This window comes from Colwellia maritima, assembly GCF_022669015.1.
GTDB classification, from domain to species: domain Bacteria; phylum Pseudomonadota; class Gammaproteobacteria; order Enterobacterales; family Alteromonadaceae; genus Colwellia; species Colwellia maritima.
Genome location: NZ_JAKKSL010000001.1, coordinates 695,510 through 715,415 on the forward strand (window position 1 = coordinate 695,510; position 19,906 = coordinate 715,415).

A 19,906-nucleotide genomic window follows, 5' to 3' on the forward strand; every position below is an offset into this window, starting at 1 on the left:
CATGATAAAATTTAAATTGAAAAACAGAATGAATATATGAGTGGTGGCAGTATTGGGCCTGAGTATGGTTGCTTGTACGTCAACGTCTGAATCACCAGGTGAGCAAGCGTCAACTAATCAGGATAATTCAGTTTTTGTTGAGGGATCTACTGTTGAAGCGTTAGTTAATATCCACGCAGATTATGCCAATAACCGTCTATATGCTTTAAATTATCAAATGTCTAATTTGATTCCTATGTGTAGTAAGTTTGTGATTGAAGATATTGGCAGCAAAGAAATTGAAATATCTCACCAAGGCAAAGTTTATCGCTATCTTTGGGATAAACATACGCGCTCAGCAGGACAATCACTTGCACAGAATTTTAATACCTTTTTTGGTAAGCGTTGTGATAGTGATAGGGTTAAACGGCTAAGCAAAAAGGCAAACCATTGATAGGTATGATAAAAGAAGGTGTTAAATATGCAATGGGTACGCCACCAGTTCATGTAACAACGACACTTGAAGAAAATAACTGGACCTATTGGTTAACAGCGACTACCTTATTCATTTCGTCGTGACACCTGCCTTTAGTCTATATTCGTAGTTCAATAGCCGATAGGCTATTGCCATCCTAACGCCGTTGGTGATTGAGTAAACTAATTTGATGTGAGCGGGATTGGGACTTCGTAACGACTTACGCGCATTTGTTCGGTTATATATGCTATCTGAGGAGAAGACATTTTAATTCCTTTTTATAAATTACATGCTGTATATGTATACAGATTAGTATGAAGCCGCCTTTCCACAAGCTTACATAAATTAAAGCGTTTAATTTTTTAAATAAAAAATTGAATATTTAATTAAATTATTGATTAAAATAATAAAATAAATTAGCATAATTTTTAATTTACAAAATGTAGGCGAAAGTTACCTTTGTAGAAAGGCGGCAATTTGCCTACTATTAAACTGTTATGTTTCAAAAGGAGTCCAGTGGATATCGATCATTTAAAACTAGCACAGAAAGTCATTGAGCTTTCTGGTGGAAAAGACGCACTGAATGCAGAAATGGATCGTAAGCTCTCGCTAATAAACGAAAAATGGAATCAAGATGTAGATGCTATAGGAAGAATTTTAAGGTCACACCTTTTTGTTGAGCACTTTCTAACTGAGTATCTTATTGCCCTAAATCCAAATCTTGGTGATTTAAAGGGTACGCGTTTAACCTTTTCACAAAAATTATCACTTGTGGAAAATCATTCTAACGAAACCAAAGAATTGGCGAGTGGCATTAGAAGGTTAAACTCAATACGTAATCAATTGGCACATCGATTGGAAGCCAAAGTAACTGACCAAGATAAAGAGTCGCTGTTATCACTTCATTCATTTCGTTATCTCCGAGAAGCGTTAGCAAAGCCTGATGTACCAAGTTCTGATAACTTAGTAGTTTTAGAGGACTTTGCTAAACATGTAGGTTCTCGTTTGGCATCATTAGCAGATCCAGAAGATTTATCAGCAAGAATCTCTCAAGCTATGTGCGAACTGGCAGTTGAAACATTAATTAACTAGGCCACCCACTAATTAACTAGGCCACCCACGATAAATCTAAGTAATAACGACACGTAAATCAGTTTGTTTTTTTATTAAAAAAATTCACAACATGATCAAGTAAATGGTTCGGTTACCCGATTTTTTATTTTTAACGTCACTTTTTCTGAATTTAAGCTGAGAGAGTGCCGTGGCGTTAGCGAAACCACTTGTTTTTGTTTTGTCGTTTAGGTGTTTAATTACTTTATTGTTAAATAAAATTAGGCACGACAATTAACTAGGCCACCCACGATAAATCTAAGTAATAACGACACGTAAATCAGTTTGTTTTTTTATTAAAAAAATTCACAACATGATCAAGTAAATGGTTCGGTTACCCGATTTTTTATTTTTAACGTCACTTTTTCTGAATTTAAGCTGAGAGAGTGCCGTGGCGTTAGCGAAACCACTTGTTTTGTTTTGTCGTTTAGGTGTTTAATTACTTTATTGTTAAATAAAATTAGGCACTATTCAAACAAGCTTGGGCATTGGCTATGCCATGTGTTCGCTTTAAGCCTACATGTTCACTAAATTCACTTAAGTGCTCAGCTGTTCCGACAGCACCCGTGAAAATACATTCAAATTTTGTAATTAACTAGGCCACCCACGATAAATCTAAGTAATAACGACACGTAAATCAGTTTGTTTTTTTATTAAAAAAATTCACAACATGATCAAGTAAATGGTTCGGTTACCCGATTTTTTATTTTTAACGTCACTTTTTCTGAATTTAAGCTGAGAGAGTGCCGTGGTGTTAGCGAAACCACTTGTTTTGTTTTGTCGTTTAGGTGTTTAATTACTTTATTGTTAAATAAAATTAGGCACTATTCAAACAAGCTTGGGCATTGGCTTTGCCATGCGTGCGTTTTAGTCCAACATGTTCACTAAATTCACTTAAGTGCTCAGCTGTTCCTACAGCGCCCGTGAAAATACATTCAAATTGTGTGGTGAGTTTTAACCAACTTTCATCACTAATGTGTAGCCTGGCTAAAATGTTAGACGCTTTTGGGTTAATTGCGCCACGTTTATCGCTTCGAATTATTTTCCCCGTTTCATCTACAAGGGTTAAGTAGTCTTTCAAGCTGAAGCTTATGCCCTGGGTTTTGTGTTGATGTTCATTACCAGTAAAAGGGAGTAACTCGGTTGGTTGCTCACCGTTAATAGCCGCTTTAATACGTAATTGAATCTTTGGTGAAACTTGATTGCTCGGGTGTAGGGGAGATAGCGGCACGTACTGGGTTTAAATCAACATAAGCCATACATGATAATAAGGCACCTTCATCAAGCAAGGCTTGAGATTTAAACCGTCCTTCCCAGAAATGGCCTGTGCATTTATCTTCTTGATTAGCTTGCCTTGCAATAGGCTCATTTAAGGAGCGCATAAACCGGCTAATATCCATTAAACGCTCTTTGTATACTTTAGCGGTTTGTTCAACCATGGTGAGTTGATAGTCAGCCAGTGGTTGTTTGTTTAAATATTGGCGTGTGAGGAGCGTGCCTTTAAAAAGTTGATGCCAACGTTGAAGAATATCTGCTGTGGTCCACTGTTTTATTTGCTCACAATCAACATGCAGCACTAAATGTAAGTGATTGTGCATGATAGCATGGGCACAAATATCAATAGCAAAAGATTGGGATAATTGAAACAGACGTTTTTCAATCCAACCGCGTCTGTGTTCAAAGCTAGTGCCAGTTTCTTTATCGACCCCGCATAAAAAGGCTTTGCGTACAGTGCGGCTACAAATGTGGTAATAGGGGGTATTGAGTAAACTAATTTGTTGTGAGCGGGGTTTAGGCATCATAGTGTCCGTACTTGATTGAGGTAAAGTAAGTGTAGTTTATCTTTGGGAAAGTTGCAAAAGTTATTATGGGTGGCCTGATAACAATTTGTGAGCGTGGTTTAGGCATCATAGTTTCCATACTTGATTGAGGTAAAGTAAGTGTAGTTTATCTTTGGGAAAGTTGCAAAAGTTATTATGGGTGGCCTGATAACACAGCCTGATAACACACTTTAGTGTGATCTCATCACTGCCTGCTTTTCCTTAATCCTTTTCGGTAGCAGGGGCACTATAAAAAAGGGGGCAGGTACACATAATTTAATTAGTACCTGACCCCATTTATCCCATTAGAGTGCGGAGTTAACATCCATACTTTTATGTAATATTCGCACTATAAATATTTGGTTGTTTTTATATTCTTTGTAATAAATTACATGACTAGCTTGTGGATATTTACTATAGCCTTCTCTGATATCATGGCAGTTAATACCTAACTCGGGATCTTCCGACAATAAATGAAACGTATTATCTAATACTTTTAGGTAACCATTTCGTTGAGCGAGTCCCCAAGTTATTTGAGTATATTTAGCTATTTTAATTAAGTCTGTTTTTGCTTTCGAAGATAATACAAACTTATTCATTAATGTTATCTAATTCAGTCATTAAGCTTTCATAGCTGTAATCTGCAACACCACTTTGTTCGCCTTGGATTAGCATATTACGTAAATTTAAAAGTTTAGCCTCTTGGTCTTCTAAAGCTCTCAATCCGGCTCTAACAATTTCACTTGCTGAGCCATAACGACCAGTGCTAAGTTGTTGGTTTATAAACTGATCAAAATGATCGCCTAATGTTACACTTGTATTTTTAGCCATAATATAAAACCTTATAAGTACCTAGATATAATATATTATGGTATAAAAAACATAACAAGTCATTTAAAAGGACAAAAAACAGTTGGCTTTTGTTCACTATTTTAGCCAATAATTTTATTGCCGCTTAGCAAAGCGTTGATTGTCTTTCAAACTCAGAGTTGTTTTAAATATTGCACATGTTTTCTTTATTGGTTAGACTTGTCTTATTAGTTGTACAACTCGTGAGGTGTTTTATGCGCATAGTTTCTTTCACAGAAGCCAGAAACGGGCTTAAATCGGTATTAGATCGTGTTGTAAACGATGTTGACTACACCGTTATAACTCGTAGAGATGCAGAAGATGCAGTAGTAATGTCTATGGATCATTACAACAGTCTTATGGAAACTGTTCATTTACTTAAATCTCCGGCTAATGCTACACATTTATCTAAATCAATAGAACAGTATAATTCAGGAAAGGTGCAGTCTAGAGATTTAATTGATGACTAGGCAACTTGCATGGACTGATGAAGCTTGGAGTGATTATGTATACTGGCAAAGCCAAGATAAGAAGACGCTTAAACGTATTAATAAATTAATTAATGATACCAAGCGTTCACCATTTGAAGGTATTGGTAAACCTGAGTCACTAAAAGAAAATTTATCGAGCTTTTGGTCTAGACGAATAGATGAAACTAATCGTTTAGTTTATGCCGTATCTGATTCGTATTTAACTATAATTTCCTGTCGCTACCATTATTAGTTTAGGCGGCAGCTAATAAGCGTCTCAACTCCGACAATGTCCTAGTTATTACTCGTTATTATGTTCATATTTCACCCATTGATTGTTTTTTTAAGCTTGAAGCCTGTTTTTGTCTGTGATCTAATAGATATTATTCGCCGACAGTAAAATATTATTGTTGATACATATATTATGGCTCTGGTTTGTAAAACTAACCCACGTTTAGAGGTTAGTATCTCTTGGGAGTTATTGTGTCTATTTTGGCTTTCAACCATATGATGAACATTAAAATTGTTTCTTGGTAACAGTTTTTTTAGGGCTGTTTTCTAATATCACTTTTGCGCAAAATGATGTGCATAGCTTACTTATATCAGGTAACACTAAGCAGCTTAGGCAAGCAGCTCAAATGATGACCACAAACCAAGCAAAACACGCCAGAGAACTTACGTTTATTAGCCAATATTATTGAACAAGAGTATGAGACTGCGCCTACAAGTAGAATTGACGCTTTGTCTTGGGGATGCAGAGCGTTGGGCGCTACAGGTGATAGTCAGTATATGCCATTGTTGCAAAGCATTTATCAAAGTAAAGCTGCGCATAAAAAATTGAAAAAATATGCGAACAAAGCCTATCAATATTTACTGAATTCGGCTCATGCAATCATGACAAGTGAAGCCACAGCGCCTGTAGATAGAGAAATTACGGCGACAATAGCTCCTCTTCCTTTACCGCCACGAATGAATGCACAAGATATAATCCCGAAAGCATCATTGTCTGCCAACCAACGACAAATATTTGCCATTGCTAAAGGTGAATGGCAAGCAATTAAGTATATTGCTCAGCACATAAGCAAAATGGAGCACGTTGGAGCAGCAGAAATAGAGGTATATGATGCTTTAGGGCAGTTTTTAGTTGAGATGTATGGCTATAATTTGGATAACAAAAAAATAGACGTGCTTGCATGGATTTGCCGAACCTTAGGTGAAAGTAAAAATGGGCGATATAAAGTACTTTTACAACAGGTGGCTAATCAGGTAGTTAATACAAAACTCCAAAATTATGCTTCATCAGCAAGCCGCTCATTACCTCAGAACGCTACACCTTATATTATCGGTGGCATCAATTTTCAGAAAATTCTGGATACATATCAGCAATAATAGCTACCTCTAGTTAAGTTTATATTGGTAGCTAGTGCGCTATTGGTGTTTTTTACGTCTTTTTTTAGGCTTTCTGTGTTTAAGATTTATCGTAACACGCTGATCTTTAGTCAATACAAAGGCGCTATCTTCTGGGGTTGGTTCACCGCCAAATAAACTGGGATTGTTTGAGAAACCTACAGGCTCTAACGGTATATTATTAGATGATCTATCAAGCAGACCATTGTTATTTATGTCTTGAAATAGTCTTATTGCATAAGTTCTTTTTTGCAGCCCAGTAAAAATAATATCTTGATTGTCTGTATCGAATTCAGTAATTTTTTTATCAATTAAATGAAGGTTTTGCCAATCTTGAGAGTTTGTATCAGTTAATAAATACACTTCCATTACTATTTTTTTATCAATAGTTTTTATTTTTGCTACTTTAACGGTCAATTCTAGCGAAAAGGATGGATTTGAAAATAAAGCAATGCTAAAAAGGAAGATGGTTATTATGAACTTAGTCATGAGTTTGTTTTTATTTAGAAGTGACTTTGGTATGATACGCGACTTAAATTTAATGAGCAATTATGGTGGTTATTGGTGCGAAAAATCCTTGTTGTTAGCTACTCTCAAACAGGTCAGCTAACTAAAATTGTAGACTCAATAATGGGGCCATTACTTAATGATGAGCAAATCCAAATTGACTCACTTACCATTCAGCCTCAAGTTAAATTTCCTTTTCCTTGGTCATTTTTTAAATTCTTTCAAGTGATGCCAGAGTCGGTTTATATGAAAGAGATAGAGCTAGATAAAGTGACCCTACACAGTAGTATTGATAGTAGTTCTGACGATACGACCGATGTTATGAACGAGCCTTACGATTTGATTATTTTATCTTATCAAGTGTGGTTTTTATCACCTTCATTGCCTATATCAAGTTTTTTGCAGTCAGAACAAGCTAAAATACTTTTTAATAATACCCCTGTTATGACCGTTATTGGCTGCCGAGGAATGTGGTTAACGGCACAAGAAAAAATGAAAGTGTTATTAGCCAAGCTAAATGCGAATTTAGTCGACAATATAGTATTAACGGATGAGTGTGGTGCGGGTTTTAGTTTTTTAGCAACCCCTTTGTGGATGCTAACGGGTAATAAAAAGCCAGTCTCTTGGGTGCCTAAAGCAGGTGTGTCAGATCAAGAAATTGCGAAAGCACAGCGTTTTGGGATCGCAATCAAAAAACGGTTAACAGACACTAACAGTAAAATAACAACACCAATGATGACAAGCTTAGCCGCTGTAAAAATTAATGAAAAATTAATTATGAGTGAGAAGATTGGGCACAGAAGTTTTAAAGTTTGGGGAAAGTTGTTGATGCTGTTGGGTCCTCAAAACTCTGTTAGACGATGTGTTGGTTTATGCTTTTATTTTACGTTTTTACTGGCATTAATTGTCACTATTGTGCCAATTACGGCTTTAATTATTAAATTAATATCCCCTATTTTCAAAGCAAAAATAGCGAAACAAAAAGCTTATTACGCACAGCCATCAGGAGAGTAGAAAACCATGGGAAAACGCGTTTTCATCAATAATATTTCAGCATTTCTTCCAAATGACAAAGTGTCTAATGCTGAAATGGAAGATATAATTGGTAAAATTTCAGGCAAGAAATCTAGAGCAAAGTCAGTAATATTACGTAGCAACGGCATTAAATCACGTTATTACGCTATTGATAAAATCACAGGTGAGTTTAATTATACTAACGCTGCTTTAGCTGCGAATGCGGTTCAAGGGTTATTTAAGCATGAAGACGAATTAAACAACATTGATTGCTTAGTTGCTAGTACCTCAATGGCAGACCAAATCATGCCAAATCATGCCGTTATGGTTCATGGTGAATTAAAAAACCCTCCTTGTGAAGTTGTATCAACAGCGGGTATTTGTTTGTGTGGTCTTACGGCACTTAAATATGCTTTTTTAAATATTAAAGCGGGTGAAAGTCATCGCAGTGTTGTTGTAGCAAGTGAATTGGCTTCAAGTATTATGCGATCGGAAAGATTTGAAGCTGAGAGTGAGTATAAATTGGCGCAATTAGATCAAAAGCCGGAAATTGCCTTTGAAAAAGACTTTTTGCGTTGGATGTTATCAGATGGCGCCGGCTCTGCACTTTTGTCTGATGAACCCAATGTGGATAAGTTATCCCTTGAAATAGATTGGATTGAAACCCTCTCTTTTGCCGATCAAATGGAACCTTGTATGTATGCAGGTGCCGACAAAGTAGAAGGCCGTTTACAGGGGTGGATGAGGTTTAATGATGATGAACGATCGCAGCAATCTATTATGTCGGTTAAACAAGATGTCAAAATATTAAATGAAAATATTGTATCGATAACTGTAGAAAAAGCACTATCTAAAATAGCGGCTAAACGTGCCATTAAACCAGAAGATTTCACTTATTTTCTGCCCCATTATTCTTCAACCTATTTTCGCGAAAAACTGTTTGACGGACTTGAAAATATTGGCTTTAGCATACCTTATGACAAATGGTTTACCAATTTAACAGCCAAGGGTAATACAGGGTCTGCCTCTATATTTATTATGTTGGAAGAGCTATTTAATTCAGGTCGATTAAAATCGGGAGATAAGTTATTGTGTTATGTACCCGAAAGTGGACGGTTTTCTAGTGGGTTTATGCAATTAACTGTATGCTAATTAACAACATTGTAACGAGCATTATTTTATGAAAAAAGAGCAAGTACCACAAGATAGCTGCAAATCCTACGATGGTCATAAAAAGCTTATTTATGCCGTGGATGAAAATGGCCATTATCAAGGCGTACAATCGTCAGGATGGGAAGTGGAAGGTTTTGCCACTGAAATGGCTGTTCAAGCACTTGATGAGCAATTAAACGATATGAAAAAAGCGCTTTTAGCGGGCACAGTATCTCCCATTGCCTATTATTTACCCCTATATCGGTTTGATTTAATGTCGCTTGCTCATGCTTCTGGTTTTTTTCAATGGCAAATTAAGCGCCACATGAAGCCAGAAATCTTTGCTAAGTTATCAGACAAAAAATTAACTAAATATTGTGAAGCATTTAATATCTCACTTGAAGACTTAAAACAACCGGTTATTAAAGAATGAAAGCAATTGAAAATAAAATAAGCCATAAACAATCATCTCATTGTGAATCTGGCGTTGTAGCCAATATGCTTAATTCTCAAGGAATGAACCTATCCGAGCCAATGGTTTTTGGTTTATCCTCAGCGTTAACCTTTGTTTATCTTCCTATTGTTAAGGTGGGGGGGTTACCGCTTATTGCTTATAGAATGCCACCAAAATCTATTATTTCTTCTGTTTGCAAAAAGTTAAACGTAAAAGTTAACTCACAAAAATTTTCAAATCCTGAAGCAGGCATGAAGGCGCTAGACAAGGCCTTAAGCGAAGGCAAGTTGGTGGGCTTACAAACGTCTGTTTATTGGTTACCTTATTTTCCTGAAGATATGCGTTTTCAATTTAATGCCCATAACTTAACGGTTTACGGTAAAAATGAACAAGGAGATTATTTAATTAGTGATCCTGTTTTTGAAGACGTGGTGACTTGCCCTGCAGATGATTTAAAACGCGCTCGTTTTGCCAAAGGGGTGTTAGCGGCTAAAGGGTTAATGTATGAAATGACCTTACCAACGGTTGAGGTTGATTTAGCGCCACAGATTAAAAGTAGCATTAAGAAAACAGCTAAAATGATGAATGGTTTGTTATTACCTTTTTTTGGTAATAAAGGTATTAGACACCTAGTTAAAAAAATCAAAACACTCAAAGATAAACCCCATAAAGACGCCGCCATGTTTCTAGGGAATATCGTGCGAATGCAAGAAGAAATAGGGACAGGAGGCGCAGGGTTCCGTTTTATGTTCGCTAGCTTCTTGGACGAAGCCGCATCATATCTTAAGGATGATACCTTATTCGAAATTTCTACATTCACCACCGAAATTGGTGACTTATGGCGTGAGTTTGCGATGAAATCAGTATTGTTTTGTAAAAACAGAAAAAATGTAACGATAGATGATGTTGCCGCTAGCCTCGAACTTTGTGCTGAGCAAGAAGCAATATTACGTTCAAAATTATTACAATGGAGTAAATAGGATATGAATCGCCGTGTTTTAGTAACAGGTTCCAGTAAAGGTATAGGTAAAGCCATTGCCATAAAACTGGCTGAAATGGGGTTCGACATTTGTCTTCATTGTCGTGCTGACATGACAAGTGCAGAACAAGTAGCGCAAGATATTACCACCAAAGGTGTACAAGCCACTATTGTACAATTTGATGCGGCTGATAGAGAAGGCACGAAAAAAGCATTGGAAACACATATTGCAGACTATGGCCACTTTTACGGCATAGTGTGTAATGCAGGAATATCTGCCGATACCGCTTTTCCTGCCATGACTAGTGCTGAGTGGGACAGTGTTATTCATACTAATTTAGATGGTTTTTATAATGTATTGCATCCGTTAGTGATGCCAATGGTAAGCGCGAGAAAAGGCGGGCGAATTATTACTATTTCGTCACTCTCGGGGGAAATAGGCAACCGAGGGCAAGTCAATTATAGTGCCTCCAAAGCAGGGATTATTGGCGCAACTAAAGCCCTTGCCCTTGAACTGGCTAAACGAAAAATCACCGTAAATTGTGTTGCACCAGGCTTAATTGAAACAGAAATGACAGACGAGCTGCCTATTGCCGATTTAAAAAACATGATCCCATTAAGACGAATGGGTAAACCTGATGAAGTTGCTAGTGCGGTGGCTTTTTTAATGTCTGATGGGGCAAGCTATATTACTCGGCAAGTAATCTCGGTAAACGGTGGCATTGCGTAACCATTGAAACAATACAAAGCGTTTATATTCTTCTTACTATTTGCTGCTCAAACGATATCAGCAAACGAACAGGCACAACCAGAAGAGCATAACGCTAACGCGAATATAAATACGCAGAAACGTGAGAATACCGCCCATTACTCAATAGGATTTGGGGTATCAATGATGACCATTGATGATTATATTGGCGCTGACGAATCGCGTTTTTATCTTATCCCTACGCCCTATATATATTATCAAAATGATTCGGTTGTTATTGACCGAAATGCATTTGAAGGGGATTTATTTAATAGTGAAAAATGGCATTTGGCATTGGATGCAGCGGGATCTATTCCTGTTGATAGCGATAGAAACAAAACCCGACAAGGTATGGACGATTTAGACTGGGTTGGTGAATTAGGCCCTTCGTTAGAATACTATTTCGCGGGTAATAGCCGCTCACAAAACCGTACTTTTATTGACTTTTCTGTACGAAAAGCGGTTCATACTGATTTTAAAAAAATTGCTGATGCGGGATGGACTAGCCAAATTAGTGTGAACAACAAATACCAATTTAACACTGATATCTTTGGGGGAAAAACCATTATAGATACCTCAGTGGCAACATTATTTTATTCTGATAAATATGCTCAATATTTTTATTCTGTAGCACCTGATGAAGTATCAGCAGAGAGAGCACAATACAGTGCTGAAGGGGGCTATGCAGGTGTTAGAGTATCATTCGGCGGTACGTGGCGGCGAAAGAACATTTGGCTTGGTTTGTTTACCCGTTATACCCACCTGAACAATACATCCTTTGACGACAGCCCGTTAATAAAGTCAAACACAAATTTATTAATAGGCCTCTCTGTGTCCTATATATTTATGGAAAAGTAAAACAATCAAAATATAACCCTATAGAAATGGATGAAAAATAAATGATTCAATTACCTCAACAGGATGAACTATCGGCAATAGAAGCTAAGTCGATGGCACAGCATATCGCCTTTTCGCCCTATATTTTCCAAGCAACAGTGGCAATGAAAGAACTTGGTATTTTACAGTTTATTGATAAATATAGACGTAAAGGCGTGCTGTTAAGTGACATTGTTAAAGCCGTAGGGGTAAGTGAATACGGTGTCAGCGTTTTGTTAGACTTTGCGCTGACCTGTGGTTTAGTGACTGTTGTAGCAGATGAAGAGGATGATCAAAAGAACTTAGCTCGTTATAGCTTAACCAAGGTTGCTTTTTTTCTTCTACACGACGAAATGTCAGTAGTAAATTTTGAGTTTACTCAGCATTTTGGTTATCAAGGTTTAGCCAAACTTACTGAGTCAATTAAAACAGGTAAACCAGAAGGGTTAAAAGTGTTTGGCAATTGGGAAACGCTTTATCCGCACCTTGCTGAATTACCTGACCAAATTAGAGAAAGTTGGTTTTCATTTGATCATTTTTACTCGGATCACGCCTTTGATGAAATTCTGCCAATAATCTTTGAGTCTAAACCAAAACATATTGTTGATATTGGGGGAAATACGGGGCGATTTACCACTAAGTGTTTACAATATAATGGCGAAGTACACATGACTATTATGGACTTGCCGCCTCAATTAGCTAAAGCAAGCCAAAACATAGCTGTTCTTGGTTTAGCTGAACGTTTTCACCAATTTCCTTGTGACATGTTAGATCCTAAACAGGTACTCGCGGAAAAGGCAGACATCTATTGGATGAGCCAGTTTTTGGATTGTTTCTCCGAACCTCAAATTAAAATCATATTATCAAACATTGCTAACGGTATTACGAGCAAACAAAAAGTATTTATTTTAGAAACTTTTTGGGACGCACAACAGTTTGATGCTGCCGCCTTTAGTTTAAATGCCACCTCGCTATATTTTACCTGCTTTGCTAATGGTAATAGTCGTATGTACGCAGCAGATAAATTTATGGCCTTGGTAGAAGCAAGTGGCTTAGCCATTGAAAAACGTATTGATAATATTGGCCTAGGTCACAGTTTGTTAATTTGCAGTAAAGTGACTTAAGTAGAGCTGAGCATAACTGAGTATAGGTTAGCACTTGGTATTAACAATAAAAAAACCACTCAATTTCACGAGTGGTTTTTTACTAAAACAGGATATAAAAACTAATTAATCGTTTTTGTGTACGTGAACATCCATTTGTGGGAATGGGATATTTAAACCTTCACTTTCAAACGTTTTATATACTTTTTCATTTAAATCAAAGTATACACCCCAGTAATCAGCGGCGTTAACCCATGCTCTAACCGCAAAGTTTACTGAGCTGTCTGCTAAGGCAGAAACGGCAATGAATAATTCCGGATCTTTTAAAATACGTGAATCTTCATCACATAAACGCTTGATTACTTCACGAGCTTTGTCGGCGTCATCGCCGTAAGCAATACCAATAGTCCAGTCAACACGTCTTGTAGCTTCGGTTGAATAATTAACCATTGAAGATGTTGATAAGCCACCATTAGGAATGATGATAGTTTTATTATCAGGCGTTTTCATAATGGTATTGAAAATTTGTATTTGATCTACCTTACCAGTATAACCCTGCGCTTCAATGACATCACCAATTTTGAATGGTTTGAAGATAAGGATCATCACACCACCCGCAAAATTTTGTAATGTACCTGATAAAGCCATACCTACGGCTAAACCTGCAGCACCAAGAATGGCGATAAAGGAGGTCATTTCAATGCCTAACATACCAAGAACGGTAATAACCAAGATAACTTTCAATAAACCATTTATAATGCCGGTTAAAAAAGGCATTAAGGATGGATCGGTTCCACCTTTTTCTAACGCTTTTTTGGCGCCACTACCAATAGCTTTAATAATCCGACCACCAATGATCCATACGGCTATGGCTCCAACAAGTTTTGGGCCGTAAAACAAAGTCATCTCAGTGACTCGATTCATAATTTCTTCTGTATTCATATTAATTCCCTGATTTATTCATAGTGATAAAAAAATGCGCTTAAAGGCTAGTATGCAACACCTAATAATTCTTGTAAAAACTTCTCTTGATTACTCATTACAAGTTGATAGTCACACTACTGAATATAAGACATAAATCACGATAATACATAAAAATGTCGATGATTGCAGTAGCTAGTATGAAATACTTATCGTATCAATGTGATATTTATCACATAAAATAGGGAAGATCTAATTATTTTTACTTTCTTCTTGTATATGTTTAACAATGGCCTATTTACTTAGGTATACTTGAATTTACGAAACGGACTAATTAAGCTTTTAAAATGAAAATCATTATTCTATCTTTTCTTATTTTTTGTCACTTTAATCTAGCCTGTGCCCAAGCACCGCAAACTAAGTCAACGGATGAGTTAGCTCAACATAATGCTTGGTTAAAACAAAAATTTAGTGAACAACATCAAAATCTTATACCAAAAGTAGCAGTAGCCGATATGCTTTTTTCATGTAATCAAGCGCGAAAAATTGAACCTGTTAACTATAAAATTAATGATCTTATTTTACGTATGGACAAAAACCGCTTAGCAGAGAAGTTAATCCGTTGTCTCGATAATGACAGCATGAAATCAGACATTGCGCTAAATTTTGGTCTGTTAGGCTGCTTCGAGGATCAATTAGTCCACTTACCTGATATCGAACGCAAACAAAAAATGGATTTAGTAAAAAAAACCATTCATGACTTACCACACAACGAACGTAAAAAAAGTTTTACCCAATGTGTGTCAGCCCAAGCAATTAATTATTTACAATAGCGATGTAACATTGGAATTAGCTGAATTTAGTTTACGTATGGCTAAATAACTAATGTCTCAGCTATATTCATAAATTGTAACAAATGGTGGACACATTTACTAATCGCTCTTTTGAATTCATTGCTATATCGCTTATAGTAATTTCTATAATCAAAGTAAAATGATGGTGAAAATAAAATGCCCCAAGAAACTCAAAAAATTTTAGTTGTAGATGATGATATGCGTTTACGCTCGTTATTGGAACGTTACTTGGTTGAACAAGGGTTCACCGTGCGTAGTGCTGCTAATTCAGAACAAATGGATAGGTTACTTGAACGAGAGAACTTTCATTTGTTAGTACTCGATTTGATGTTACCAGGTGAAGACGGTTTATCAATTTGCCGTCGTTTACGTCAACAAAACAATAGTATTCCTATTGTAATGTTGACAGCTAAAGGCGATGAGGTTGACCGAATTATTGGTTTGGAAATTGGCGCTGATGATTATATGCCTAAACCCTTTAACCCAAGAGAGTTATTAGCGCGTATAAAAGCGGTATTGCGCCGTAGAGTACAAGAAGCACCTGGCGCACCTTCTATGGCAGAAAGCAACATAGTCTTTGGCGAGTATGAACTTAACTTGGCAACTCGTGAAATGGTTAAAGGTGACGTTAATATGCCTTTAACTAGTGGTGAATTTGCCGTATTAAAAGCCTTAGTGACTCATCCTCGCGAGCCATTATCTCGTGATAAATTGATGAATTTAGCACGTGGTCGCGATTATTCAGCGCTTGAACGTAGTATTGATGTACAAGTATCACGTTTGCGCCGAATGTTAGAACAAGATCCGGCAAAACCTCGCTATTTACAGACGGTATGGGGGCTAGGCTATGTTTTTGTGCCGGATGGCACATCCGTTTAGTATTATCGGTTGTAGATGGGAATTTAATCTCGTTTTGAACTTGTTTCGTTACAAACGAGATTTTTCCTCAGTCGAAGGTTTTTCATGAAAGTATTACCCCGTAGCGCATTTGGACAAACTGTTTTACTTATTGGTTTTTTATTATTTGTAAACCAGGTAGTGTCGTATATATCGTTTGCCTTATATGTTATTGAGCCAAATCAGCAGCAAATAAATCAGTTATTAGCCAAACAGATTAGGGTTGTTTTTATTGACATTAATGATGTGCGCTTAAGCCCGAAAATGGCTGAAGCCTTTCATCATGAAACGGGTATTGGGGTATATAGAGAGCAAGATGCACTTAAATTAGGTTTAGCGTCTGCAGGTTACTACCCCTATCGCAGTGAGCAAATGTCGGCGTTGTTAGGTGGCCCTGCTGAGGTAAGAATTTCTCAGGGGGATGAATATCTTTTCTGGATTCGCCCTCCGCAAGCACCTAGTTTGTGGGTTAAAATTCCCTTAATGGGTTTAGAAGAGGCAAACTTTTCACCTCTTGTTTTTTTCCTCGGTATTATTGGTGTATTGAGTGTCGCGGGTGGTTGGCTGTTTGTAAGGCAGTTAAATCGACCTTTGAAATCTTTGCAGCGTGCCGCACAAGAAGTAGGGCGAGGTAACTTTCCTGAACCTTTAACTGAGCACGGCACATCGGAAATTATGGCGGTAACACAAGCCTTTAATCATATGTCTAAAGGTATAAAACAGTTAGAGAATGATCGTAATTTGCTCATGGCCGGTATTTCTCACGATTTAAGAACGCCACTTACTCGTATACGTTTAGCCGAGATGATGTCAGATATTGATGAGTTTTTGAAAGAAGGCATAGAAAACGATATTGATGATATGAATAATATTATCGATCAATTTATTGATTATCTACGCCATGGCTCTAAAGATAAAGCTGAATTAGGGGATTTAAATTTACTGGTGGAGGAGGTGCTTAATGTTGAAACACCGGCGAACCGGCATATTATTTTTAACGCCCAAGACTGCCCAGACATTCCGTTACGCTATGTTGCAATAAAGCGTGCCTTGGCCAATTTAATTCAAAATGCACTGCGATATACACAAGGCGATATTGAAGTTATTACAGGGCATGATAAAGATTATGTTTACTTTATTGTGAGTGATGAGGGCGAGGGGATTCCCGATGCTGATATTGAGCGTTTATTTCAACCCTTTACTCAAGGTGATAAAGCCAGGGGCACGGAAGGAAGTGGTTTAGGGTTAGCGATTATCAAACGTATAGTAGATACCCACGGTGGTCGTGTTGAATTATCAAATAAACCTAGCGGTGGTTTACAAGCGAAAGTTTATTTACCCAAGAAGTAACTAAGAAAAAATTTACCTAAGAAGTAGCTAAAAAAAACCACTAACAATATGTTGTTAGTGGTTTTTGTATTTATAATGGTTACTAATGCTATGTTTACTAAAGCTGAGGATTACAGCTGAGGACCTGCAGCAACTAACGCTTTACCGTTATCAGTATCAGTGAATTTATCAAAATTATTAACAAAACGGTTTGCAAGATCAACGGCTTTAGTGTGCCACTCGCTAGTGTCTTGATAAGTATTTCTCGGGTCAAGAATATCCCCTTCAACGCCGTCAATTTTGCTTGGTACTGCTAAATTGAACATAGGCACTATAGTGGTTTCAGCATTATCAATTGAACCATCTAAAATAGCATCAATTATAGCGCGTGTTGCTTTAATTGAAATACGTTTACCTGTGCCATTCCAACCCGTGTTTACTAAGTAAGCCTCTGCACCCGCAGCTTGCATACGTTTTTGCAAAACTTCAGCATATTGAGTTGGGTGTAGGCTTAGGAATGCCGCACCAAAACAACTTGAGAAAGTAGGCGTTGGCTCAGTAATACCACGCTCTGTACCCGCTAATTTAGCGGTAAACCCTGATAAGAAGTAATATTCAGTTTGCGCAGGTGTTAATTTAGCCACTGGGGGTAATACGCCAAATGCGTCAGCCGTTAGGAAAATAACTTTTTTAGCATGACCTGCACGAGAAACCGGTTTAACAATATTATCAATGTGATAAATAGGGTAAGAAACACGGGTGTTTTCTGTACGAGAATTGTCATCGAAATCAACTGTGCCATCACTAGCTACCGTTACATTTTCTAATAAAGCGTCACGACGAATAGCATTATAAATATCAGGTTCATTCTCTTTGCTTAAATTGATGGTTTTTGCGTAACAACCACCTTCAAAGTTAAATACACCATTATCATCCCAACCATGTTCGTCATCACCAATTAATTGGCGCTTAGGATCGGTTGAAAGTGTTGTTTTACCTGTACCAGAAAGACCGAAGAATATTGCGGTATCTCCATCTTCGCCAACGTTAGCGCTACAGTGCATTGAAGCAATGCCTTGTAATGGCAAGTAGTAGTTCATCATTGAGAACAACCCTTTCTTCATTTCGCCACCGTACCAAGTACCGCCAATTAATTGAATTTTTTCAGTTAAATTAAAAGCAACAAAGTTTTCAGAGTTTAACCCTTGTTGCTGCCAATTTTTATTGGTGGTTTTTGCGCCATTTAATACAACAAAATCAGGCTCAAAGTTTGCTAATTCTTGGTCAGATGGACGAATAAACATGTTTTTAACAAAATGTGCTTGCCATGCAACTTCAGTAACAAAGCGTACTTTTAAGCGAGTATCTTCGTTAGCGCCACAAAAAGTATCAACCACAAATAAACGTTTGCTAGAAAGCTGAGTAGTGACTTGACCTTTAATATCAGCCCAAGTTTCAGGAGTCATTGGTTTGTTATCATTTTTACCTTGATCAGACCACCATACCGTATCGCGTGTTATATCATCACGAACAATGTATTTATCTTTAGGTGAACGACCAGTAAATATTCCCGTATCAACATTGACTGCGCCAAGCTCGGTGACTACGCCTTTATCAAAACCTTCGAGATCGGCTTTTGTTTCTTCACTAAAAAGTAACTCATACGATGGGTTGTAAATAATTTCAGATACATCGTTGATGCCGTATTGTGACAAGTCAATTGAGTTTTCTTGGGCGGTCATAGCAAATTCACTCCTAGGGTATGACGAATATTAAATAATGGTTAAGTTAATTTTGAAATAATAGGTAAAAGTTTTCATCGAGCTAATAATTCGATATTCTATTTTAAAATCGAACAAAACGAAAGTAAAAAATAACCTAAGATGAAAGTTTTCAGTATAAGCAACAGAAATATTGAAAATAGAGAAGTGAACGGTGTTAGTAATATTACAACATAATAGTAGCAAGGCTTGCAGGAAAGCAGGACTTTAACACTCTTTTAAGCAGAATTTACTTAAAAGAGTGTGTATAAGAGGTATTTTGATCAGAATGAAAGCTGTCGGTCAATGAATATCTTTCGAAATGAAACTTTTCAATTGGTCAGCAAAAAAATCATAAGTGGTTAAACAGTAATCACAGGTCATTGAAACTTTCCCTTGTTCAGCCAACATGTTTTCAAGTTCTGTCGGTTCTATTTGAGCAATAGCCGATAAACATTTTTCGCTTGAACAACCACATTGATAAGAAACTGCTTGGGGGTCAAATAAACTTACCTGCTCTTGATGGTATAAACGATAAAGTAAAGCTTCCGCTTCAAGGGAAAAAATTTCTTCCGCTTTTATCGTATTAGTTAATTGTGCTATATGCTCAAAATCTTCGTGTTGTTGGGCTTTGTTTTCAATACTTCCGTCGCCATCAGGCAATAATTGCACTAAGCTACCGCCAACTCGCATATTATTATCATCACTAAATAACCAAACTTGTGTCGGTATTTGGGCAGAAACGTCAAAATAATGTGAGAAACATTCTGCTAGGGTTGGTTTATCTAAAGCCACTATTCCTTGATAAGCTTCGCCTTGATCAGGTTTTATAGTGATAATCATATTACCTTTACCGAGTAATGCTTGTAAGGAATGTGCATCTTTAGCATTTTCTACATCAACGACTTTGGCAATGCCGCGCATTTGTTGTTTATTATCCCCATTAACAGACATGTAGCCAACAGGACCGTCACCTTGTAATTGTACCGTGATGCTGCCTTCAAATTTTAATGTTGCGGTCAATAAACAAGTACCTGCCAATAATTCACCTAACAATATACGAACGCCAACAGGGTAATGATGATTTTTAATAATGCTTTGATAGCTTTGGCTTAGTTGTACCAGTTCACCACGGACATGTTTGTCGTTAAATAAGTAACGGTTAAGTATATCCGTTGTTTGTGTGTCAGTTTGAGACATAA

At 37.1% G+C, this 19,906-nt stretch carries 22 protein-coding genes and 1 pseudogene; 16 read left to right on the plus strand and 7 right to left on the minus strand.

From position 1 onward, the window contains the following. Nucleotides 1-64 precede the first annotated feature (64 nt). From L3081_RS03470 to L3081_RS03475, 3 genes are all read left to right on the plus strand, one after another. On the plus strand, nucleotides 65-433 hold the full coding sequence (locus L3081_RS03470) for a hypothetical protein (RefSeq protein ID WP_242283510.1): 369 nt from the start codon (nucleotides 65-67) through the stop codon (nucleotides 431-433). Continuing rightward, nucleotides 430-558 (plus strand): hypothetical protein, encoded by a 129-nt coding sequence (locus tag L3081_RS26310; RefSeq protein WP_274620305.1) that lies wholly within the window; start codon nucleotides 430-432, stop codon nucleotides 556-558. The genes L3081_RS03470 and L3081_RS26310 overlap by 4 nt, the downstream gene beginning before the upstream one ends. 412 nt (nucleotides 559-970) lie before the next feature. Then, complete coding sequence (locus L3081_RS03475; RefSeq protein WP_242283511.1) at nucleotides 971-1,546, plus strand: hypothetical protein; 576 nt, start codon at nucleotides 971-973, stop codon at nucleotides 1,544-1,546. A gap of 835 nt (nucleotides 1,547-2,381) precedes the next feature. On the opposite strand, the pseudogene L3081_RS03480 reads toward L3081_RS03475, so the two are convergent. From L3081_RS03480 to L3081_RS03490, 3 genes and pseudogenes are all read right to left on the minus strand, one after another. Continuing rightward, a pseudogene (locus L3081_RS03480) lies at nucleotides 2,382-3,363 on the minus strand (transposase). Nucleotides 3,364-3,689: 326 nt separating this feature from the next. After that, nucleotides 3,690-3,983 carry a type II toxin-antitoxin system RelE/ParE family toxin gene (locus L3081_RS03485; protein WP_242283513.1) on the minus strand — a complete coding sequence of 98 codons (294 nt, stop codon included), beginning with the start codon at nucleotides 3,981-3,983 and terminating at the stop codon, nucleotides 3,690-3,692. Further along, nucleotides 3,976-4,215 carry a type II toxin-antitoxin system ParD family antitoxin gene (locus L3081_RS03490; protein ID WP_242283515.1) on the minus strand — a complete coding sequence of 80 codons (240 nt, stop codon included), beginning with the start codon at nucleotides 4,213-4,215 and terminating at the stop codon, nucleotides 3,976-3,978. The genes L3081_RS03485 and L3081_RS03490 overlap by 8 nt, the downstream gene beginning before the upstream one ends. 233 nt (nucleotides 4,216-4,448) lie before the next feature. On the opposite strand from L3081_RS03490, the gene L3081_RS03495 reads away from it, so the two are divergent. From L3081_RS03495 to L3081_RS03505, 3 genes are all read left to right on the plus strand, one after another. Then, nucleotides 4,449-4,703, plus strand: a complete 255-nt coding sequence (locus L3081_RS03495) for a type II toxin-antitoxin system Phd/YefM family antitoxin (RefSeq protein WP_242283516.1) — start codon at nucleotides 4,449-4,451, stop codon at nucleotides 4,701-4,703. Then, nucleotides 4,696-4,956 carry a Txe/YoeB family addiction module toxin gene (locus tag L3081_RS03500; protein WP_242283518.1) on the plus strand — a complete coding sequence of 87 codons (261 nt, stop codon included), beginning with the start codon at nucleotides 4,696-4,698 and terminating at the stop codon, nucleotides 4,954-4,956. The genes L3081_RS03495 and L3081_RS03500 overlap by 8 nt, the downstream gene beginning before the upstream one ends. A gap of 488 nt (nucleotides 4,957-5,444) precedes the next feature. Beyond that, nucleotides 5,445-6,092 (plus strand): hypothetical protein, encoded by a 648-nt coding sequence (locus L3081_RS03505; RefSeq protein ID WP_242283520.1) that lies wholly within the window; start codon nucleotides 5,445-5,447, stop codon nucleotides 6,090-6,092. Nucleotides 6,093-6,131: 39 nt separating this feature from the next. Here L3081_RS03505 and L3081_RS03510 read toward each other — a convergent pair whose 3' ends face one another. Beyond that, nucleotides 6,132-6,599, minus strand: coding sequence for a DUF2141 domain-containing protein (locus L3081_RS03510; RefSeq protein WP_242283522.1), 468 nt, complete (start codon nucleotides 6,597-6,599; stop codon nucleotides 6,132-6,134). A gap of 75 nt (nucleotides 6,600-6,674) precedes the next feature. On the opposite strand from L3081_RS03510, the gene L3081_RS03515 reads away from it, so the two are divergent. The 7 genes from L3081_RS03515 to L3081_RS03545 are packed head-to-tail and all read left to right on the plus strand — an operon-like array spanning nucleotide 6,675 to nucleotide 12,964. After that, nucleotides 6,675-7,631 (plus strand): dialkylrecorsinol condensing enzyme, encoded by a 957-nt coding sequence (locus tag L3081_RS03515; protein ID WP_242283524.1) that lies wholly within the window; start codon nucleotides 6,675-6,677, stop codon nucleotides 7,629-7,631. A 6-nt stretch (nucleotides 7,632-7,637) separates the two neighbouring features. Continuing rightward, nucleotides 7,638-8,783 carry a beta-ketoacyl-ACP synthase III gene (locus L3081_RS03520; RefSeq protein WP_242283525.1) on the plus strand — a complete coding sequence of 382 codons (1,146 nt, stop codon included), beginning with the start codon at nucleotides 7,638-7,640 and terminating at the stop codon, nucleotides 8,781-8,783. Nucleotides 8,784-8,811: 28 nt separating this feature from the next. Beyond that, a complete protein-coding gene (locus L3081_RS03525) occupies nucleotides 8,812-9,216 on the plus strand; it encodes a DarG family dialkylresorcinol biosynthesis protein (RefSeq protein ID WP_242283527.1) in 405 nt (134 codons plus the stop codon). Further along, nucleotides 9,213-10,217, plus strand: coding sequence for a BtrH-related acyltransferase DarH (gene darH / locus L3081_RS03530; RefSeq protein WP_242283529.1), 1,005 nt, complete (start codon nucleotides 9,213-9,215; stop codon nucleotides 10,215-10,217). The genes L3081_RS03525 and darH overlap by 4 nt, the downstream gene beginning before the upstream one ends. A 3-nt stretch (nucleotides 10,218-10,220) precedes the next feature. Further along, a complete protein-coding gene (locus L3081_RS03535; RefSeq protein ID WP_242283531.1) occupies nucleotides 10,221-10,946 on the plus strand; it encodes a 3-ketoacyl-ACP reductase FabG2 in 726 nt (241 codons plus the stop codon). 3 nt (nucleotides 10,947-10,949) lie between these two features. Next, entirely contained in the window at nucleotides 10,950-11,822 is an 873-nt protein-coding gene (locus L3081_RS03540; RefSeq protein ID WP_242283532.1) for a MipA/OmpV family protein, read from the plus strand. Nucleotides 11,823-11,863: 41 nt separating this feature from the next. Next, nucleotides 11,864-12,964, plus strand: coding sequence for a class I SAM-dependent methyltransferase (locus L3081_RS03545; protein WP_242283542.1), 1,101 nt, complete (start codon nucleotides 11,864-11,866; stop codon nucleotides 12,962-12,964). Between the two features lie 105 nt (nucleotides 12,965-13,069). Here L3081_RS03545 and L3081_RS03550 read toward each other — a convergent pair whose 3' ends face one another. Continuing rightward, nucleotides 13,070-13,885: a mechanosensitive ion channel family protein gene (locus L3081_RS03550; protein WP_242283543.1), complete on the minus strand. Its 816-nt coding sequence runs from the start codon at nucleotides 13,883-13,885 to the stop codon at nucleotides 13,070-13,072. 326 nt (nucleotides 13,886-14,211) lie between these two features. On the opposite strand from L3081_RS03550, the gene L3081_RS03555 reads away from it, so the two are divergent. The 3 genes from L3081_RS03555 to envZ all read left to right on the plus strand — a co-directional run bounded on the left by L3081_RS03555 (nucleotide 14,212) and on the right by envZ (nucleotide 16,965). Then, nucleotides 14,212-14,697, plus strand: coding sequence for a hypothetical protein (locus tag L3081_RS03555; RefSeq protein ID WP_242283545.1), 486 nt, complete (start codon nucleotides 14,212-14,214; stop codon nucleotides 14,695-14,697). Between the two features lie 177 nt (nucleotides 14,698-14,874). Beyond that, nucleotides 14,875-15,597: an osmolarity response regulator transcription factor OmpR gene (gene ompR / locus L3081_RS03560; protein WP_242283554.1), complete on the plus strand. Its 723-nt coding sequence runs from the start codon at nucleotides 14,875-14,877 to the stop codon at nucleotides 15,595-15,597. A gap of 84 nt (nucleotides 15,598-15,681) precedes the next feature. After that, complete coding sequence (gene envZ, locus L3081_RS03565) at nucleotides 15,682-16,965, plus strand: two-component system sensor histidine kinase EnvZ (RefSeq protein WP_242283556.1); 1,284 nt, start codon at nucleotides 15,682-15,684, stop codon at nucleotides 16,963-16,965. A 110-nt stretch (nucleotides 16,966-17,075) separates the two neighbouring features. On the opposite strand, the gene pckA is transcribed toward envZ, so the two are convergent. Together pckA and hslO are read right to left on the minus strand one after the other, a co-directional pair. Then, a complete protein-coding gene (pckA, locus tag L3081_RS03570; RefSeq protein ID WP_242283557.1) occupies nucleotides 17,076-18,686 on the minus strand; it encodes a phosphoenolpyruvate carboxykinase (ATP) in 1,611 nt (536 codons plus the stop codon). Nucleotides 18,687-19,007: 321 nt separating this feature from the next. Continuing rightward, the gene (gene hslO, locus L3081_RS03575) at nucleotides 19,008-19,904 is read right to left on the minus strand and encodes an Hsp33 family molecular chaperone HslO (RefSeq protein WP_242283559.1); all 897 of its coding nucleotides are present in this window, start codon (nucleotides 19,902-19,904) and stop codon (nucleotides 19,008-19,010) included. Nucleotides 19,905-19,906 lie beyond the last annotated feature (2 nt).